At 63.4% G+C, this 19,471-nt stretch carries 15 protein-coding genes; all 15 read left to right on the top strand.

The annotated features are described in order from the left end of the window. The first annotated feature begins 13 nt into the window (after nucleotides 1–13). A complete protein-coding gene (holA, locus tag DAAHT2_RS12670; RefSeq protein ID WP_013164674.1) occupies nucleotides 14–1,450 on the top strand; it encodes a DNA polymerase III subunit delta in 1,437 nt (478 codons plus the stop codon). Nucleotides 1,451–1,594: 144 nt separating this feature from the next. Further along, complete coding sequence (clpS, locus tag DAAHT2_RS12665) at nucleotides 1,595–1,912, top strand: ATP-dependent Clp protease adapter ClpS (protein WP_013164673.1); 318 nt, start codon at nucleotides 1,595–1,597, stop codon at nucleotides 1,910–1,912. A gap of 16 nt (nucleotides 1,913–1,928) precedes the next feature. Next, complete coding sequence (locus tag DAAHT2_RS12660) at nucleotides 1,929–3,131, top strand: sensor histidine kinase (protein ID WP_013164672.1); 1,203 nt, start codon at nucleotides 1,929–1,931, stop codon at nucleotides 3,129–3,131. Then, nucleotides 3,119–4,465 carry a sigma-54-dependent transcriptional regulator gene (locus DAAHT2_RS12655; RefSeq protein WP_013164671.1) on the top strand — a complete coding sequence of 449 codons (1,347 nt, stop codon included), beginning with the start codon at nucleotides 3,119–3,121 and terminating at the stop codon, nucleotides 4,463–4,465. Before DAAHT2_RS12660 ends, DAAHT2_RS12655 begins: the two co-directional genes overlap by 13 nt. Before the next feature lie 247 nt (nucleotides 4,466–4,712). Next, nucleotides 4,713–6,023 (top strand): TolC family protein, encoded by a 1,311-nt coding sequence (locus DAAHT2_RS12650; protein ID WP_013164670.1) that lies wholly within the window; start codon nucleotides 4,713–4,715, stop codon nucleotides 6,021–6,023. Between the two features lie 11 nt (nucleotides 6,024–6,034). Continuing rightward, nucleotides 6,035–7,540 (top strand): efflux RND transporter periplasmic adaptor subunit, encoded by a 1,506-nt coding sequence (locus tag DAAHT2_RS12645; protein ID WP_013164669.1) that lies wholly within the window; start codon nucleotides 6,035–6,037, stop codon nucleotides 7,538–7,540. After that, nucleotides 7,537–10,659, top strand: a complete 3,123-nt coding sequence (locus DAAHT2_RS12640) for an efflux RND transporter permease subunit (protein WP_013164668.1) — start codon at nucleotides 7,537–7,539, stop codon at nucleotides 10,657–10,659. Before DAAHT2_RS12645 ends, DAAHT2_RS12640 begins: the two co-directional genes overlap by 4 nt. A gap of 15 nt (nucleotides 10,660–10,674) precedes the next feature. After that, on the top strand, nucleotides 10,675–11,034 hold the full coding sequence (locus DAAHT2_RS12635; protein ID WP_013164667.1) for a copper-binding protein: 360 nt from the start codon (nucleotides 10,675–10,677) through the stop codon (nucleotides 11,032–11,034). 247 nt (nucleotides 11,035–11,281) lie between these two features. Then, nucleotides 11,282–13,576 carry an ATP-dependent Clp protease ATP-binding subunit ClpA gene (gene clpA / locus DAAHT2_RS12630; protein WP_013164666.1) on the top strand — a complete coding sequence of 765 codons (2,295 nt, stop codon included), beginning with the start codon at nucleotides 11,282–11,284 and terminating at the stop codon, nucleotides 13,574–13,576. A 188-nt stretch (nucleotides 13,577–13,764) separates the two neighbouring features. Further along, complete coding sequence (locus DAAHT2_RS12625) at nucleotides 13,765–14,298, top strand: hypothetical protein (protein ID WP_013164665.1); 534 nt, start codon at nucleotides 13,765–13,767, stop codon at nucleotides 14,296–14,298. 156 nt (nucleotides 14,299–14,454) lie between these two features. After that, nucleotides 14,455–15,408 (top strand): ketopantoate reductase family protein, encoded by a 954-nt coding sequence (locus tag DAAHT2_RS12620; protein ID WP_013164664.1) that lies wholly within the window; start codon nucleotides 14,455–14,457, stop codon nucleotides 15,406–15,408. Nucleotides 15,409–15,617: 209 nt separating this feature from the next. Next, nucleotides 15,618–16,178 carry a MarR family winged helix-turn-helix transcriptional regulator gene (locus DAAHT2_RS12615; RefSeq protein WP_013164663.1) on the top strand — a complete coding sequence of 187 codons (561 nt, stop codon included), beginning with the start codon at nucleotides 15,618–15,620 and terminating at the stop codon, nucleotides 16,176–16,178. Between the two features lie 116 nt (nucleotides 16,179–16,294). Continuing rightward, complete coding sequence (locus DAAHT2_RS14100) at nucleotides 16,295–17,059, top strand: vitamin B12 dependent-methionine synthase activation domain-containing protein (protein WP_013164662.1); 765 nt, start codon at nucleotides 16,295–16,297, stop codon at nucleotides 17,057–17,059. An 82-nt stretch (nucleotides 17,060–17,141) separates the two neighbouring features. Then, the gene (locus DAAHT2_RS12605) at nucleotides 17,142–18,608 is read left to right on the top strand and encodes a trimethylamine methyltransferase family protein (RefSeq protein WP_013164661.1); all 1,467 of its coding nucleotides are present in this window, start codon (nucleotides 17,142–17,144) and stop codon (nucleotides 18,606–18,608) included. Nucleotides 18,609–18,640: 32 nt separating this feature from the next. Beyond that, nucleotides 18,641–19,432, top strand: coding sequence for a dihydropteroate synthase (locus DAAHT2_RS12600; RefSeq protein WP_013164660.1), 792 nt, complete (start codon nucleotides 18,641–18,643; stop codon nucleotides 19,430–19,432). Nucleotides 19,433–19,471 lie beyond the last annotated feature (39 nt).

Here is a 19,471-nt window from a genome sequence, read left to right as displayed (position 1 = left end):
TTAAAAAGACCGGATGCCCACCTTCAAGCGCCAAGACCTGCCTAAACTGCTCGCGCAAATAGCCGCCGACGAGATCGCCCCGGCCTACCTGCTGGTGGGCGAACGCTTTCTCTGCCGGGAGGCGGCGGCGGCCATTGAGGCCGCCCTGCTTCCCGATGAGCGACAGCGCCAAAATCAACTCACCATCATCGACGGCGACAAGGAGGAGCCGGGCAAAACCCTGGCCCGACTCCGCACCTACAGCCTTTTCACCGGGCGCCAGGTGACCAAGGTGGTGGATTCCCGCCTGCTCTACTCCAAAACGGTGGCCAAAACCCTGTGGGAAAAAGCCCAAGAGGCCCGGGGGTCGGAAAACCGCCGGGAAACCGAGCGCCATCTCAAGGCCATGCTGGGCCTGGCGGGCCTGGCCCCGGTGGCCTGGCACCGCGACCATTTGGCCGAGATCAGCGCCAGCCAGTGGCAAAAGTTGTTCGGCTTTGCCAAACCCGCCGACACCGCCTGGGCCGGTGAGTTCTTGAGCACCGACGACGACCGGCCGCCGGCAGCGGCCAAGGGCGATGCCGGTGAAGAACTGATGAGCGCCCTCGAGGCCGGCCTGCCGCCGGGCAAGGTGCTGCTGCTGTTGGCCGAAACCGCCGACAAGCGCAAAAAACTATACAAATACCTGGAGAAAAAGGCGGTCATCGTTGATCTCGGCATCGATTCCGGCAGTTCGGCCCCGGCCCGCAAAGAACAGGCCGCTTTGCTCAAAAACCTGATCCACGAAACCCTGGCCGGCTTCAACAAAAAAATACGCCCCGACGCCCTGGAATTGCTGCTGGAACGGGTAGGCTTCCACCCGGTGGCGGTGGTCATGGAAGCGGAAAAGCTGGCCCTGTACCTTGATGAACAGGAGACCATCGGCCGCCGGGAAGTGGCAGAACTGGTGGGCCGCACCCGGGAAGAGGCGATCTTTGAGTTGAGCGAGGCCTTCACCGGCGGGCGGCTGGAAAAGAGCATCTCCATTCTGGAGCGTTTGCAGCAAGGCGGCATGCACCCGCTGGCCATCTTGGGCGGGTTGCGCAATCATGTCCGCAAACTGCTGCTGGCCCGGGCGGTCCAGGACCAAGCCGGCCGACCCTGCGATTCGAGCCTGGCCTACCCCGCTTTTCAAAAAAACTACCTGCCGCAGGTCAAGAAAGCCTGGGAAGAGCAGGCCGACCAGACCACCCCGGCCGAGGCATTTACCTGGCCAGGCTCTTTCCCCACGCACCCCTACGCCCTGTACCAGCTTTTTCTTCAGGCCGGCCGGTTATCCTCCCGGCAGTTGCAGGAACTGCTCCGGGCCCTGCTGGTCGCCGAGCACCGGCTTAAAGGCTCCGGCCTGCCGGAAGACGCCGTGTTAAGCGCCCTGCTCTTTGCCGCTCGGCAACCGGCAACCGGGGCTGAACCTCGACCCGACCAGACCTGACAACGGTTGCATTTTCGCGGTAAATGATTACCATAATTTAATTGATTGCAATCCACTCCGGGTTTGCCGACGGCGGCATCGCCGTTGCCGGCCAGCCTTAACAACCTGAATAAGCTTGAAGCAAGTGCCAAGGAAACGGCAAAGATGAGCAACATGTCCCAGGATCAAACCGGTCTTGATGCAGTCACCAGGGAAGAGCAGGAATTACGCCAGCCGCCGCGCTACAAGGTGCTGCTGCACAACGACGATTACACCACCATGGATTTCGTGGTCACGGTACTGGAAACGGTGTTCAAGCACGACACCGACAGCGCCCACCGGATCATGATGAGTGTCCACAAAGAGGGGGTCGGCGTGGCCGGGGTTTACCCCCGGGACGTGGCGGAAACCAAGAGCGCCATGGTCCACAACCTGGCCCGCAAGCACGAATATCCCCTCAAATGTTCCCTGGAGCGGGAGTGAGCAGGGCTTACCCCCGATGAACGGGCGCTTCCTGGCCCTGGTCCTGATAGTGGCGGCCATCGGCCTGCTCCACTATTTCACCCCGGGGCACCTCCATTTTTATCACGACACCTTCCGCCGGCTCAGCTATTTCCCCATTGTGTTGGGAGCGCTGTGGTTCGGGATGCGGGGCGGGCTGATTCTGGCCGGGCTCTCGTCCCTGGCCTTCATCCCCCATCTGTTCCATTTTTTCGGCCAGGGACTGGAAACCTACCTCGGCGAATTGACCGAGATCACCCTTTATCTGGCCACCGGCCTGGTGGTGGGGGTGATCGCCGACCGGGAACACCGCCTGCGGGAGCAGTACCGTAGACTTTCGGAAAAGCTGGAGAAATCCCACCGGCGGCTCCAGCGGGAAACCGGGCAGTTGCTGGCGGCGGAGAAACAACTGGCCGCCGCCCAACGCCTCTCCGCCCTGGGCCGGCTCTCCGCCTCCCTGGCCCACGAGATCAAAAATCCGCTGAGTTCCATCCGGGGCACGGCGGAAATCTTTCTCGATGAGTTCCCGCCGGGCCACCCCCGGCGAGAATTTGTCGAGATCTTGCTAAAGGAAACGAGCCGCCTCAACGCCACGGTGGACAAAGTCCTGGGCTACTCCCGCGGCCAGCGGGCGGACAACCCGGAACCCGGCAGCACCGGAGAACCCACGACATACGCGGATCCGGCGGAGCCATTGGAACCCCTGGACCGGCTGCTGACCAGGATCGCCGCCCTGGCGGCCAACCCCATGGGCAAAAAGAATATCCAGTACCGGGTCCACGGTCTGGAGCAGGCAGCGGACCTGGCGGTGCCCGCCAACCCGGTCTCCCAGGTTTTACTAAACCTGCTGCTCAACGCCATCGACGCGGTCTCCCCGGGGGGTGAGATCTCCCTGGCCGTGGAGCGCCGGGCGCTGGAGGTGCAGGTGACGGTGGCGGACAATGGCCCGGGAATCGCCGAGGCCGACAAGGAGAAAATCTTCACCGCCTTTTATACCGCCAAGCCGGAAGGCACGGGCCTGGGCCTGCTGATCAGCCGCAAGATCGTGGAAAGCCTGGGGGGCACCATCACGGCGGGAGATCGGCCCGGCGGCGGCGCCCTTTTCACCCTCCGGCTGCCGGCGGAAAACTTTTCCGCCGTAACCGAGCCGGGGGACGACGGGATAAGCGATCAACCAGGACCAAACAGATGCCCGACCTGATTCTGCTTATTGACGACGACGACAGCCTGCGCCGGGTTACCGGCCACAACCTGGAACGGGCCGGCTTCACGGTGCGCCTGGCCGCTTCCGGCCGCCAAGGCCTGGAACTGTTCAAGGCCGAGAGCTTTGACCTGGTAATCACCGACGTCAAGCTGGGCGACCTGGACGGGCTGACGGTGCTGGCCGCCATCAAGGAGCGAGCCCCGGAAACCCCGGTGATCGTGATCACCGCCTTCGGCTCCATCGATCTGGCGGTGCGGGCCATGCAGGAGGGGGCCTTCACCTTCATCACCAAGCCCTTCGACCGGGAGACCTTGCGCCTGGCCTGCCGCAAGGCCCTGGAAATGCGCAACCTCAAGCTCCGCAACCGGGATCTGGCCGCCGAGGTGGACCGGCTCAGCGGCGCCGAAGGCATGGAAACCGCCAACCCGGCCATGGCCGAACTGCTGGAAGTGGCCCTGCGGGCCGCCGACAGCGAAGCCTCGGTGCTGATCACCGGCGAATCCGGCACCGGCAAGGAGGTGCTGGCCCGCCTGCTCCACCGCCACAGCCCCCGGCGGGAGGGGCCGATGGTGGCGGTCAACTGCGCCGCCATCCCCCCCACCCTGCTGGAAAGCGAACTCTTCGGCCATGTCCGCGGAGCCTTCACCGGAGCGGTGGCCAACCGCCGGGGCCGTTTTCAAACGGCGGCCGGCGGCACCATTTTCTTGGATGAAATCGGGGAGTTGCAACCGGAACTCCAGGCCAAGCTGCTACGGGTGATCCAGGAGCGGGAGGTGGAACCGGTGGGCTCCGATCGGCGGGAAAAAATCGACGTCCGGCTGATCGCCGCCACCAACCGCGATATCCAGGCCGAAATCGCCACCGGCCGTTTCCGCGAAGACCTCTTTTACCGCCTGGGGGTGATTCTGCTCGAGATCCCCTCCCTGAGGCAGCGGCGCGAGGATATCCCGGCCCTGATCGCTCATTTCCTGAAGCGCATCGGCGCCCCGCCGGAAGTCCGCTTCAACCCGGAAGCCCTGGCCCGGCTGGCCGACTATCCCTGGCCCGGCAATATCCGCGAACTGGGCAACCTGGTGGAGCGCTCGGTCATTCTCAGGCGCGGGGCCGAGATCGGCCCCGCCGACCTGCAATTGCCCGCCCCCGCCGGCGCGGCTGGCAACTCCTGGCTGCCCGAACTGCCCCCCGATGGTCTTTCTTTGGAGGAGGTGGAAAAGGAGCTGATCCAAAAAGCCCTGGCCCGCAGCGGCGGCAACCGCTCCCAGGCAGCCCGCCTGCTCCGCCTGCCCCGCCACGTCCTGATCTATCGTTTGGAAAAATTCGGCCTCAACTGACCGATCTCCGTTGCTCGCCCCCCATTTTTTGAAGAATATTATTCATTCCCCTGAAGAATATTCTTCATTTTTTTCTCTCTCTTCATTTGAATCCGGCCCGGGCCTCCCCCTGTTTCAAGTCAAAATTAACCATTATTTAGCCCGATAAGCAGATCTGCCGCCAACTGGCACGCTTATTGCGTTTTCTTTTGTCGTCCGGCGCGCCCCGGCTCCGGCTCCGCGCCCTCGAACCGAAGGAGTTCAAGCCATGCCCAAATTTTTCGCCCTTTTGCTCACCCTCGCCGCTCTGCTGGGCCCGTTGACCTCGCCTCAGGCCGCCCCTCCGCCAACCCCGGCCGGCGTAACCGAGCCCGAGGTCCACGGGGTAAGTGGTCACGACCTGGACCGGCTGGTGGCCGAAGTCCTGGCCAACAACCCGCAATTGGAAACAGACCAGGCTCGCTGGCAGGCATACAGTGAACGGGTAAGGCAGGCCGGCACCCTGGAAGACCCGATGCTGATGCTCCAAGTCCAGAACCTGCTGGTTCGCGACCCCCTCGCTTTTGATCGCGACTCCATGAGTGCCAAGGTAATCGGCATCAGCCAAACCGTACCCTTTTTCGGCAAACGCGAGTTGCAGCGAGAAGCGGCCCGCCATGACGCCGAAGCCGCCCGCCTGGAAGTGGAAGAGCGGGCCCTGGAGTTGAGCGGCCTGGTCAGGGAGACCTGGTACCAACTCCTTTTCGTTGACCGAGCCCTGGAGATTGTGGACCACAACATCGGCGTCCTCGATGACCTTAGCGACCAGAGCACCAGCCTCTACGAGGTTGGCCGCGGTTTGCTCCAGGATGTCCTCAAGGCCCAGGTGGAACGGGCGAAGATGGAGGAAATGGAGATTTTTCTCCAGCAGCGCCGCCGCAGCCTGGAGGTCGCCTTAAACACTTTGCGGGCCCGGCCCGTCGACACCCCCATCAACCCGACCGCCCCCCTACAGCTGACCCCCCTGACCATGACCAGCGCGGAGTTGGAACAGCTGGCCGCCAATCGCCCCCTGTTCCGACAACTGGCGGCCCGGGAACAGCAGGCCGCCGCCCGGCGGCGGCTGGCCGAGCGGGATTTTTACCCCGATGTCACCTTCTCGCTGGAATACATGCAGCGTGAGCCGGCCATGGACGATCCCGGCTACGATATGTACAGCGCCGGCATCAGCTTCAACCTGCCCATCCGCCGGGAACAGCGCCACGCCAGGGCCGCCGAGGCCGAGGCGGAAATCCGCCTGGCCCGGGCGGAACAGGAACGGGCCCGCAACCAGATCCGCCGGGGCATCGGCGAGGTCCTCAGCCAACTGGACAGCAGTCGGCGCCTGGCCGAACTCTACCGCAGCGACATCATTCCCCGGGCCGAACACGCCGCCGGGGCGGCCCTGGCCGCCTACCACTCGGGCACCACCGATTTCATGAACGTCCTCGACAGCCAGATGGCCCTGTTCAATTTCCAGCGCGAAGAACTGGAAGCGATCGCCCGCCATCAGACCCAGCTCGCCGTCCTGGAAACCGTGACCGGCGAAACTTTGCCATAAAGGAACCAACCATGCGTCTGAAATATCTTGCCGGCATCATCCTGGCCTTCGCCCTGGGGGCTGGCCTGACCGCCACTAAAATGGGGACCGATTTATCCGTTTTTTACCATTTTTTTCACGGGACGGAAACCGGGCAGGTAACCAATGAATCCGCCCCCGCCGCCGCTGAACGGGAAATCCTCTACTACCGCCACCCCCACAATCCCCGGGTAACCTCCGAGGTGCCCCGCAAGGACGAAATGGGGATGGACTACATTCCCATCTACGCCGATAACGGCGACGGGCCGGGAATCAGCATCGCCCCGGAAATCGCCCAGAGCCTGGGCGTGCGCACCGCCGTAGCCGACCTCGGCACCATCGAACCGGCGGTGGAGGCGGTGGGCTTCATCGACTATGACGAAACCCGGCTGGTCCATGTCCATGTCCGCACCGAGGGCTGGGTGGAAGGGCTGGCGGCCCGCAGCCTGGGCCAGGAGATCCGCCGGGGCCAACTGCTCTTCGAACTCTACTCCCCCGCCCTGGTCAACGCCCAGGAGGAATTCCTCCGCACCCTGGCCATGAACCAGCCCGCCATCCGCGAAGCATCCCGCCGGCGCCTGGCGGCCCTGGGCCTCAGCCCCAAAACCATCGAGGAGATCGAACGTGACCGCCAGGTGCGCCAGTTGGTGCCGGTTTACGCCCGCCAGGACGGGGTACTCAGTGAACTGGCGATCCGGGAAGGGATGTTCGTGACTCCGGGCATGGATATCATGACCATCGCCAATCTCGACCGGGTCTGGGCCCGGGTGGAGGTTTTCGAACACCAGGCGCCCCTGGTCCGGGTGGGCCAGCGAACCAAGCTGCACCTGGACCAGGCCGGGGGCGATACCCTGGAGGGGGTGGTGGATTTCATCTATCCCTCCCTGGACCCCCGCAGCCGGGCGCTCCAGGCCCGCCTGAGCTTCGCCAACCCCGGCGGGCAACTCAAGCCCGACATGTTCACCCGGGTCCGGATCTTCGGCGAACCCCGCCACGAGGTGCTGCTGATCCCCAATGAGGCCCTGATCCGCAGCGGCGACAGCCAGCGGGTGATCCTGGCCCGCCCCGAGGGTCGTTTTGAAGCGGTGGAGGTGCGGGCGGGAACCATCAGCGCCGACCAGGTCGAGATTCTGGCCGGCCTCAACCCCGGCGACGAGGTGGTGGTTTCGGCCCAGTTCCTGATCGATTCGGAAAGCAGCCTGCGGGCCTCCCTGACCCGGCTGGAGCCCCTGGCCGAGCCGGAGCCCGGCCAGGAAATCTGGAGCGAAGGGACCTACAACGGACCCGGCAGCTCGCCCACCGCCATCAACCTCAGCCACCAGCCGATTCCCGAGCTGGGCTGGCCGGCCATGACCATGGACCTGGAACTGGCCCCGGGTCTGACCGTTCCCACCCATCTTAAGCCGGGAGCGCCCTTTCACTTCGCCCTGGAGCAACTTGATCCGGTCACCTTCCGGGTCGTGGCCCTGCGGGTCAACGGCGAGGAGATCCGGCCATGATCGCCGCCATTATCCGCTGGTCTTTGGCCAACCGCCTGCTGGTACTGCTGGCCAGCATTTTTCTGGCTCTCTGGGGTTTTTATTCCCTGCAGCGGACCCCCCTGGACGCCATTCCCGATCTTTCCGACGTCCAGGTGATCATCAAGACCACCTATCCCGGCCAGTCGCCCCAGGTGGTGGAGCAGCAGGTGACCTATCCCCTCTCCAGCGCCCTGTTGGCGGTGCCCAAGGCCACCGCCGTGCGGGGCTACTCGATGTTCGGCGATTCCTATATCTACGTGATCTTCGAGGACGGCACCGACCTCTATTGGGCCCGGGGCCGGGTGCTGGAGTACCTCAGCCAGGCGGCGGGCAGCCTGCCGGAAGGGGCCACCCCCGCCCTGGGGCCCGACGCCACCGGAGTGGGCTGGGTCTACCAGTACGCCCTGGTGGACCGCAGCGGCAACCATGACCTCGGCCAGTTGCGCGCCATCCAGGACTGGTTCCTCAAATATGAATTGCAGACGGTGGCCGGGGTCTCGGAAGTGGCCACGGTGGGCGGCATGGTCCGCCAGTACCAGATCGTGGTCGATCCCCACCGGCTCCGTTCCTACGGCCTGAGTACCACCGACATCGCCAACGCGGTCCGGCGGGCCAACCTGGAAAGCGGCGGCTCGGCCATTGAAATGGCGGAAGCCGAATATATGATCCGGGCCAAGGGTTATATCGAGAACCTCGACGACCTGCGCCGGATTCCCGTCAAGATCGGCCCCACCGGCACGCCCCTGCTGCTGGGCGAGGTGGCCGAAATCAGCACCGGCCCCCAGATGCGGCGCGGCATCGCCGAGTTGGACGGCTTGGGAGAAGTGGTGGGCGGCATCGTGGTGATGCGCTCCGGCGAGAACGCCCGGGCCGTCATCGAGGGGGTCAAGAGCAAACTGGCGGAAATCCGGCCCGGCCTGCCGCCCGGGGTGGAAATCGTCGAAACCTACGATCGCTCCGCCGTCATCGAACGGGCGGTGGCCAACCTCAAGGACACCCTGATCAAGGAACTGATCGTGGTGGTTCTGGTCTGCCTGCTCTTCCTCCTCCACCTGCGCTCGTCGCTGGTCATCGCCATCAGTCTGCCCCTGGGGGTGCTGGGAGCCTTCGTGATCATGCACCTGCAGGGGATCAACGCCAACATCATGTCTCTGGGGGGGATCGCCATCGCCATCGGGGCGATGGTGGACGCCGCCATCGTGATGATCGAAAACGTCCACAAGCACCTGGAGCGCCGCAAGCCGGCCAACGCCGCCGAGCATTGGGCGGTGATCGAGCGGGCCACCCTGGAAGTCGGCCCGGCCCTCTTTTTCGCCCTGCTGATCATCACCATCAGCTTTCTGCCGGTTTTCACCCTGGAGGCCCAGGAGGGGCGGCTGTTTTCGCCCCTGGCCTTCACCAAGACCTACGCCATGGCAGTGGCGGCGGGCCTGGCCATCACCCTGGTACCGGTACTGATGGGCTACTGCATCCGGGGCCGGATCATTCCCGAGCATAAAAACCCCGCCAACCGGATGCTGATCGCCGCCTACCGGCCGGTGATCCGGGTGGCCCTGGGTTACCCCAAAACCATTGTCTTTTTGACCCTGGTGGCCGCCCTCAGCATGCTCTACCCCGCCACCAGGCTGGGTTCCGAGTTCATGCCCGACCTGGACGAGGGCGACCTGATGTACATGCCCACCACCCTGCCGGGGCTTTCGGCCGGCAAGGCCGCCGAACTGCTGCAGCAGACCGACCGCCTGATCAAAACGGTGCCCGAAGTCAAAACCGTCTTCGGCAAGACCGGCCGGGCCGAGACCGCCACCGACCCGGCGCCGCTGACCATGCTGGAAACCACCATTCAACTGAAACCCCGCGACCAGTGGCGGCCCGGAATGACCACCGAAAAGCTGATCCGCGAGCTGGACGCGGCCGTGCAGCTGCCCGGGGTCACCAATGCCTGGGTGATGCCGATCCGCACCCGGATCGACATGCTGGCCACCGGAATCCGCACCCCGGTGGGAATCAAGGTGGCCGGGGCCGACCTGGCGGTGATCCAGGAGATCGGCGAACGGATCGAGGAAGTGATCAAGGGGGTGCCGGGCACTTCGTCGGTCTACTCGGAACGGGTCACCGGCGGCCGCTACATCGAGGTCGAGGTCAACCGGCCCATGGCGGCCCGCTACGGCCTCAACGTGGCCGATGTCCACGAGGTGATCCGCACCGCCGTGGGGGGGATGAACATCGGCACCACCGTGGAAGGGCTGGAGCGTTACCCCATCAATCTCCGCTACCCCCGCGACCTGCGCGACTCCCTGGAAAAGCTGCGCCAGTTGCCCCTGGCCACCCCCGGCGGGGCCTGGGTGGCCCTGGAGCAGGTGGCCACGGTGACCATCAGCGACGGGCCCCCGATGATCCGCAGCGAGAACGCCCGGCTCAGCGGCTGGACCTATGTCGATATCCAGGGCCGTGACCTGGGCGGCTACGTCGCCGAGGCCCGCGAAGCCGTGGCCCGTTACGTGGAGATCCCCCCCGGCTATTCCATCGGCTGGTCGGGCCAGTACGAGCACATGGCGCGGGCCAACGAACGCCTCAAGGTGGTGGTGCCACTGACCCTGATCATCATCATGCTCTTTCTCTACCTGAGCTTCGGGCGGATGGGCGAGGCAGTGCTGATCATGGCCACCCTGCCGCTTTCCCTGGTGGGGGGCTTCTGGCTGCTCTACCTGCTGGACTACAACCTTTCCATCGCGGTCAGCGTCGGCTTCATCGCCCTGGCCGGGGTGGCCGCCGAAACCGGGGTGGTGATGCTGGTTTACCTGGATCAGGCGCTGAAAAAGCACCGGGAACTGGCCACCGCCGCCGGCCGCCCCTTCACCGTCGCCAACCTGCTGGAGGCGGTGGTGGAAGGGGCTCTGCTGCGGGTACGGCCCAAGATCATGACCGTGGCCACCATCATCATCGGCCTGTTGCCGATCATGCTCAGCACCGGTACCGGTTCGGAAGTAATGCGGCGCATTGCCGCCCCCATGGTGGGCGGCATGGTCAGCGCCACCATTCTTACCCTGGTGGTATTACCCTCGGTCTTTTTCCTCTGGAAAAAACGCCAAACCTCTTAATTTAAGGAGCACATCATGAAGAAAACCATCATCAGCATCATCGCCGGAGCCAGCATCATCTTCGCCCTTTCCGCCCCCGCCCTGGCCGCCAGCCACGGGCATGGCGGCCACGGAAAGAGTAGCGGAGCCACGGCCGACCAGGCCCAGGTGGTCACGGCCAACGGGGTGGTAACCGCCACCGATCCGGCCGGCAAAACCATCACCCTCAACCACGAACCGATCCCGGCCCTCAATTGGCCGGCCATGACCATGGATCTCGACCTGGCTGACCCGGCTCTGGCGAAAGGACTACAGCCGGGAGACAAGATCGTCTTCGAGCTCAAAAGACTTTCCGCCACGGATTACGTGATTATTGCCATCCACCGGAGCAACTGATTCCTTTCAGGCCCATATCTATTTGTCGTCGCTCACAGGGCCGCCTCGGGAAGCAGTTTCGCCCCCTGGTGGCCCTGCCTTCTTTTCCCCTTTCTTCTATCTTCTCCCCTTTTGTTGCATTTTCATCGTAAATGGTTACCATAAGTAGAAGCATAAGCAGCCTCAGCAAACCCGAGGCCGCTTGCCGAAGGTGTTATTTGATTTTTTTTTCAACCGGGACTCCCCCGATATCAGCGAGAATAGAGCCATGATTAACGATAAGTTGGAAATGGCCCTGGTCCGGGCCATCAGAGAAGCCAAGGTCCGCAAGCACGAGCATGTTACCGTGGAGCATATCCTTTACGGCCTGCTCCATGACGATCTGGCTGCGGAAATTTTGACCGCCTGCGGCGGTGATATCACCTTGATGAAGGAAAAGCTGGAAGATTTTTTCACCACCAGCCTGCCCAGCATGCCGGGTGGGATCGGTCACGACCCCATCCAGACCATCGGCTTTAACCGGGTTTTGCAACGGGCCATCGCCCATGTGCAGAGCTGCGGCAAAAAAGAGGTGGACGGCGGGGACGTGCTGGCGGCGATTTTTTCCGAACCGGAATCCTATGCAGTTTACTTTCTCAACCTGGAGGGGATCAAAAAGCTGGATGTGGTGGAGTATATCTCCCATGGCCGGCCGGCCGGCATCCCCGAATCGGCCGCGCCAAACCACGCCCCCGCCACCGACCGGGAGGGCAAGAGCGACCAGGGTCGAGCCAAGCCGGCGGATAAAAACGCCGAGGCCCTGGAGCAGTATACCGTCAATTTCAGCCAGCGGGCCGCCCAGGGCTTGATCGACCCGCTGATCGGTCGCGAGAACGAGCTGAAAAGGATCATGCAGACCCTGTGCCGGCGGCGCAAGAACAACCCGCTGCTGGTGGGTGAACCCGGGGTGGGCAAAACCGCCCTGGCTGAAGGCCTGGCCCTGCGGATCCACGAAAGCCGGCAACAAAACCAGGCCGCCTGCGAGCTGGTGCCGGACCTGCTGAAAGAGGTGGAGATCCGCCTGCTGGATATGGGCGGCCTGCTTTCCGGCACCAAGTACCGGGGAGATTTCGAGCAGCGCTTAAAGGCGGTGATCAAGGCGGTGGAGGATAACCCCCAGATCATCCTGTTCATCGACGAGATCCACACCATCGTCGGGGCCGGCGCCACCAGCGGCGGCAGCATGGACGCTTCCAACCTGCTCAAGCCCGCCCTGCAGTCCGGCAGCCTTCGCTGCATCGGGGCCACCACCTACGAAGAGTACAAAAACCATTTGGAGAAAGACCGGGCCCTGTCACGGCGCTTCCAAAAGATCGATGTGGCCGAGCCCTCGGTGCCGGACACTTACGCCATCCTGCAAGGACTGCGGCCCCACTACGAAAAACATCACCAGATCAAATATTCCGCCACCTCACTCAAGGCCGCCGCCGAACTGGCCGACCGCTACATCAACGAGCGCTTCCTGCCCGATAAGGCCATCGACGTGCTGGACGAAGTGGGGGCGGCTTTTCGTCTGCGCCGGGGCAAAAAACGCCGCAGCGTGACGGTGCGCGACGTGGAAGAGGTGGTTTCCCGGCTGGCCCGGGTGCCGGCCAAGAGCGCTTCCGGGGCCGATATCGAGAGGCTGCGCCTGCTTGAAACCATGCTCAAGAGCCAGATTTTCGGCCAGGACCAGGCCATCAGCGCCTTAACCGGCGCCGTCAAGCGCTCCCGGGCCGGGATCAAGCGGCCCGAGGGCCCCACCGGCGCCTTCCTCTTTGCCGGCCCCACCGGGGTGGGCAAGACCGAGCTGGCCCGGCAGTTGGCGGCCAATCTGTCCATTCATTTCGAGCGCTTCGACATGAGCGAGTACATGGAAAAACACGCGGTTTCCCGGCTGATCGGCTCGCCCCCCGGCTATGTGGGCTTCGACCAGGGCGGCCTGCTCACCGAGGCGATCCGCAAGCACCCCCACAGCGTGCTGCTCTTTGACGAGCTGGAGAAGGCCCATCCCGATATCTTCAGCATCCTGCTGCAGGTCATGGATCACGCCTCGCTCACCGACAACTCCGGCCGCAAGGCCGATTTCCGCAACGTGATCCTGATCATGACCACCAACGCCGGAGCCCGGGAACTGGCCGAGCGGCCCATCGGTTTCACCGGCGACAGCCAGGGTCGGGACGGCAAGGCATTGAAAAATCTTTTTGCCCCGGAATTCCGCAACCGGCTGGACAGCATCATCACCTTCAACTCTCTGGACACCTCTTTGATGGAACAAATCGTCGACAAGATGGTCCTGGAACTGCAGGAACGGTTGAGTGAAAAGAAGGTGACCATCAGCCTCACTGCGGCGGCCCGCACCTGGCTGGCCAAGCAAGGCTACGACCCCGAGTACGGGGCTCGCCCCTTGCGCCGGCTGATCATGAAGGAAATCGGCGATACCCTCACCGAAGAAATTCTGTTCGGTCAACTGCGCAAGGGTGGAGAGGTTCGGGTAACCATCAAGGGCAAACGCCTCGCCTTCAGTTACACTCCCGCCGCATAACAGCCCGTGGAAAAACGGGTTGTTATGCCGGCGCACAGGAAAAACCTTACCCATTGACAAACGCGGTTTTTTAGCTAAGGTAAGCCTCGGCCCTGCCGATCGGTTCCGGCGATCGGGGGCCTTTGTGATTCACGACCCGCAAGTGGGTCATCCAGTTCATTATAATCCTTCAACAACAGGGAACCATCATGAAGCTAATCTCCCCCCGCAATGCATTTTTTACCGCCGCTCTCGGACTGACCTTTTTCCTGGCCGCCTGCGGCGACAACCAGCAGCCGACTGCCCAGCAAACCGCCGAGGATGAACGGCGCAGCTTCACCCAGGCCATGGAAGAGGCCCATGCCGGGATGGGTGACATCCCCATGGGCAGCGACAAGGCCGTAGTACCCTTTGCCGAACTGGAAGTGGCCAAGGCCACCGGCGATAACGCTTACACCGTCTCCGAGCTGTTTGCCCAGGGCGAAGGGCTGAGCGGCCAGACGGTACGGGTTAAAGCCCAGGTGGTGAAATATTCCCCGGCCATCATGAACCGCAACTTTATCCATTTGCAGGACGGTACCGGTTCTGAAACCCAGCGCACCCACAACCTGGTGGCCACCTCCCAGGAAGCGGTGGAGGTTGGCGAAATTGTTACCCTGGAAGGCGTTTTGGCCGCCAACAAGGATTTCGGCGCCGGCTACACCTACCAGGTGATCCTGGAAGACGTTACCGTCATCGAGTAACCCTTCCAGCCCTTCGTTGCGACCAGCAGCATCGCAGCGTCGAACGAGCAGCCCCGCCAGGATGCACAGATTGTGTGCGACCTTGGCTGCTCGCCCGACCGCTGCGGTGCTGCTCAACGTTTATCCACTGCTGACATTGCAGGCTATCGGACCCCGGTGAATGCTTACCTGAATCTGGCGGTGGTCGGGCCCGGCGCCTTGGGCTGCCTGCTGGCGGCCCGGCTGCATTTGGCCGGCGCCTGCCGAGTGCGCTTGGTCGACCATGACGCCGGGCGGGCTGCCACCCTGAACCGCCAGGGAATCATCCTTGAGGGCCCGGCAGCACCTTCGGCATCCCCCCTGCCCATTCCTGTTACCGCCGATTACGCCGACACAGCCGGGTGTTCGGCGGTGATTTTCTGCGTCAAATCCCTCACCCTGCCCCAGGCTCTGGCCGACGCCGTCCCTTTTGCCGACCCGGCCACACCCTTTATCACCTTTACCAACGGTATCAGCCACCTGGAACAGCTGTGCCGGCTGCGTGGCCGCTGCCTGCCCGTGCCGGGCATCTGCACCGCCGGCGCCACCCTGCTGGCCCCTGGCCGGGTCCGGCCCGGCGGCCCGGGCACGCTTACCATGGGGCATGTCGATTCTGCGTCAAGCCATTGGGCCCATAACCTGGCCGACCCCTTGCACCAGATCAGTCAAACCTTTCGCCAGGCAGGATTCGACACCCGCATAAGCACCAACATCCAGCGCGAACTCTGGCACAAGTTGCTGGTCAACGTCGGCATCAACGCCTTGACCGTAGTCCACGACTGCCCCAACGGCCGCCTGTTGGAAATTCCCGCCGCCCGCCAACAAATGGCCCTGGCGGTAAACGAAGCCGCCGCCGTGGCCGAGGCCAGCGGCATTGCTCTGGGCATGGACCCGCTGGCCATGGTGGAAGAAGTCTGCCGCCGGACCGCCACCAACATCTCTTCCATGCTCCAGGATATCCGCCAGCACCGAGCCACCGAAATCATGGCCATCAACGGCGAAATCGTCCGCCGGGCCCACCAGCTGGGCATGACCGCGCCAGCCAACGAAGAACTAACCAAGGCGATAAAACAGCGCCATCCCAAGCAGTAAGAAAACCCCCTCCCCTTCCCTTTCCCGCAAATTCTTTTACAGGCATATATATTACGCAATATATTTGAACGGCAAAAAGTTATTGCACAAAAACTTTTTTTGCAATAATATATGCCGCAAATAAAACACGGCAGCATTTCAACCGCCACCCGGCGGCAATTTGGTCGGCATCACAGACCAACTAAACTAATTGATAAAGCGAGAGCATCATGGCGATGACGCAAAGTTTTGCCATAGCCGCCGAAGCCGGCGGCGACATGGGCGGCCCGGCCGCCACCGAAACCGACGATAACTTTCAGCGCGAGGCCCGCGTACGCAAGGTGCTCAGCGACCTGCGAGTGGTTTTCCGGGCCATTCAATCCTATTCCAAAATGGTGGAGCGGCAGTGCCAGGTAAGCGCCACCATGCTCTGGGTGCTGCGCGAAATAGCCGCCGCCGGCGAGCTTAAAATCTCCGAGGTGGCCCGCATTCTTTCCATTCACCAGTCCACTGCCAGCAACCTGCTGGACAAGCTGGAGCGCCGGGGGCTGGTCCGCCGCCAGCGCGGCGGTCGCCAGGAGGACCAGCGGGTGGTGCTGGTAACCTTGACCTCCACCGGCCTGGACCTGCTGGATCAGGCCGGCACCCTGCACCACGGCCCGCTGACCGAGGCCCTGGATCGCCTGGCCGCCGAAGACCTGGTGCTGTTGAACCAGAGCCTGGACAAACTGGTACAGGCCATCCCCGCCGGCAAGCTCGATCCCGGCTTGGTTCCGCCCATCACCGAGTGACACTCAGCTTGCCCCCGCGGCAAGATCAAGCAAACGGCAGGCTTCCAACCGCACGGGGAAGCAACCGCCAGGACCGAGTTGCAAGTTTAATTCAGCAGAGAGCCAGTAATATAAAGATGATTACCCCGGGCATTGAGCACAGCAAAACTTATTCCCCCGCCAGCCGCGGCGGCAAAAGCGGCCAAGCCGCTCAACGTGCAGCCGGCCGGCTCTGGCGACATCGCCCGGGTTTTGACCGCGACTTTGTCGAGCGCCTGCTGGGCCGCCGGCGGCGGCGCGATTTAAGCGCCCGCACCGCCCGGCGGCTGGCCGCCCTGGAGCCGGAGTTACCTGAACTGTTGGAGCCGCAGGTGGTCCACACCACCCTGGCTCCCGCCCTAACCGCCCAAGGCACCATCAGCCTGAGTAATGGCGGCGCGACCATGGAACTGACCAACCCCAAGATGGTTGACGCGTTGCAAAAGGCCTCCCAAATAAGCTGCTTTATCGCCACCGTGGGCTCGGACCTGGACCGGCGGGTGGAAGAGTTGCAGTCCGAGGGGCAGTTGGCCGACGCCGCCGTGCTGGACGCCCTGGGCTCCGGCGCCGTGGAATGGCTGGCCGACCGTTTTTTAAGCCATATCGAACAGCAAGCGGACCTGCTGGCCGGCCCCCGCTTCAGCCCCGGCTATTGCGATTGGCCCCTGAGCGACCAGCCCGGGTTGTTTGCCCTGCTGGACCATCGGCTGATCGGGGTGGAACTCGACTCCTCCTGCCTGATGCAGCCGCGCAAATCGATCTCCGCCCTGTTCGGGCTGTACCAAAGCAGCGACGCCCCGGCCGACCGCGACCTGATTCCCTGCCGGCGCTGCAAAAAACGAGACTGTATCGCCCGACGCTAACGGCAGGCCAGTTACCCTGATCATGCAAGTTTAAAAGCTAACAATAGAAAACAGGAACCCTTTTGAAGGAGAGCAAAACCCCATGAAAGTAAGAAAAGGCATCGAAGGCGGCCGCTATCAGCCGCTGACTCCGGAAGACATCCAGCGCATTCACCAGGCCGCCATGCAGGTTTTCGAAGAAATCGGGGTGCAGGTCAACTTTCCCGCCGCCCTCGAACTCTTCGCCGAAGCCGGCGCCCAGGTGGATCGGGAAACCAATATCGTCAAGATGCCCGGCAGCCTGGTGGAAAAGATCATCGGCCAGGCCCCGCCGGTGATCAACCTCTGCGGCCGCGACCCGGAAGGCGAGCACGACTGCGAGATCGGCGGCACCAAGGTTTACATGGGCACCGGCGGCACCGCCCTCAATGTCCAGGAGCCGGGCAGCGACGATATCCGCCGCTCCCAGACCAAAGACATCATGAACATGGCCCGCATGGTGGATGCCCTGGACAATATCCACTTCTACATGCTCAACGTCTACCCCGGCGACGTGACCGTGGAAGACGTGGACGTCAACCGTTTCGGCGCCGCCCTGAACCGCACCCAAAAGCACATCATGGGCGGAGTTTACACCGTAGAGGGGGTACGCAACGTCATCAAGATGGCGGAGATGATCGCCGGAAGCCCCGAGGCCCTGCGGGAGCGCCCCTTCATCTCCATGGTCACCTGCCCCATCAGCCCCTTCAAGCTGGATGAATCCTACGGCGAGTTGACCATGGAAGCGGCCCGCAACCGGATCCCGGTGGTGGTGCCCACCGAGCCGTTGTGCGGCGCCACCGCCCCGGTGACCCTGGCCGCCAACCTGGTGGTCCAGACGGTGGACTCCCTGGCCGGGGTGATGCTGGCCCAGCTCACCAACCCCGGCGCCCCCTGCCTCTTCGGCTGCATCTCTTCCATCACCGACCTCCGGGACCTCAAGTACCTGGCCGGGGCGGTGGAGATGGGCCTGATGAACGCCGGCGCAGCCCAGATGGCCCAGTTCTACAAGCTGCCCTTCTACGCCACCGCCGGGATGACCGATTCCAAGGTGGTGGACGCCCAGGCCGGCTACGAATCCGCCATGACCAGCGTGCTGGTGGCCCTGGCCGGGGCCAACTTCATCCATGACGCCGCCGGCTTCATCGAGTTCTGCCTCACCGCCTCCTACGACAAGCTGGTGGTGGACAACGAGATCCTGGGCATGACCATGCGGGCGGTGGAAGGCATCCGGGTGGATGATGAAACCATCGCCATGGCCGAGCTGAAAAAGGCCGGCCCCGGCGGCCAGTTCGTCACCGCCCGCCATACCCGCCGCTTAATGCGCCACGAGCATTACAGCCCGCAATTAAGCGACCGGGACAACCGGGGACCGTGGCAACAGGCCGGCGCCCACGACGCCCGCGCCCGAGCCACCGCCCGCAGCCGGGAGATCCTCGACGCGCCGCTGACCTCGGTACTGCCCGAGGATATCCGCCAACGGATCAAGGCGGAAATTCCCGGCCTGCAGCCCTTTTTGATGGAAGACTAAAAGCAGCAGGAAAAACCAACAAAGGATGTAACATGATTACCATAGCCGAAAAGATCAACGCCACCATCCCCTCCACCCGCAAGATCATCGAGGCGCGGGACGCGGCGGCACTGCTGGAGCTGGCCGAAAAACAGGCCGCCGCCGGGGCCGACTATATCGATGTCAATGTGGGCACCGGGCACGGCAGCGGCGCCGACGAGGTGGAGGCCATGGCCTGGGCGGTGAGTACCATCCAGGAGAAGATCGACACCCCGCTGTGCATCGACAGCGCCGACGCCGCCGTGCTGGAAGCCGGGCTGACCGCCCGCCAGGGCAAGCCGGCCCTGATCAACTCCACCAAGGCCACCGAGGAAAACATGGCCCAAGTGGTGCCGCTGGCGGCCCGTTTCAAGCTGCCCATGGTGGGCCTGGCCATGGATGACAAGGGTATTCCCGCGTCGGCCGAGGCCCGGCTGACCGCCTGCCAGAATATCGCCGCCTACTGCGCCAAGCACGGGGTGCCGGAAGAAGACCTCTATTTCGACCCCTTGGTGGTGCCGGTGAGCACCGACATCACCCAGGGCCGGGTCACCCTGGACACCATCGCCGCGATCAAAAAGGAATTGCCCAAGGCTAAGACGGTGATGGCGGTCTCCAACATCTCTTTCGGCCTGCCCCAGCGCAAACGGCTCAACAGCGCCTTTTTGCAGATGGCGGTGGCCTACGGCCTGGACGGCGGCATTCTCAACGTCCTGGACCAGGAACTGATGGGCGCCATCCGCGCCGCCGAAGTGCTGGTGGGCAAAGACAAGCGATGCCGCAAATATGCTCGATTTTTCAGGTAAAGAATAACAACATGGTGCCCGTCCAAGATGCAAGTCGCT

The sequence above is a fragment of the Desulfurivibrio alkaliphilus AHT 2 genome (assembly GCF_000092205.1).
Taxonomy (GTDB): Bacteria; Desulfobacterota; Desulfobulbia; order Desulfobulbales; family Desulfurivibrionaceae; genus Desulfurivibrio; species Desulfurivibrio alkaliphilus.
This window is presented reverse-complemented; position numbering and strand designations above follow the sequence as displayed.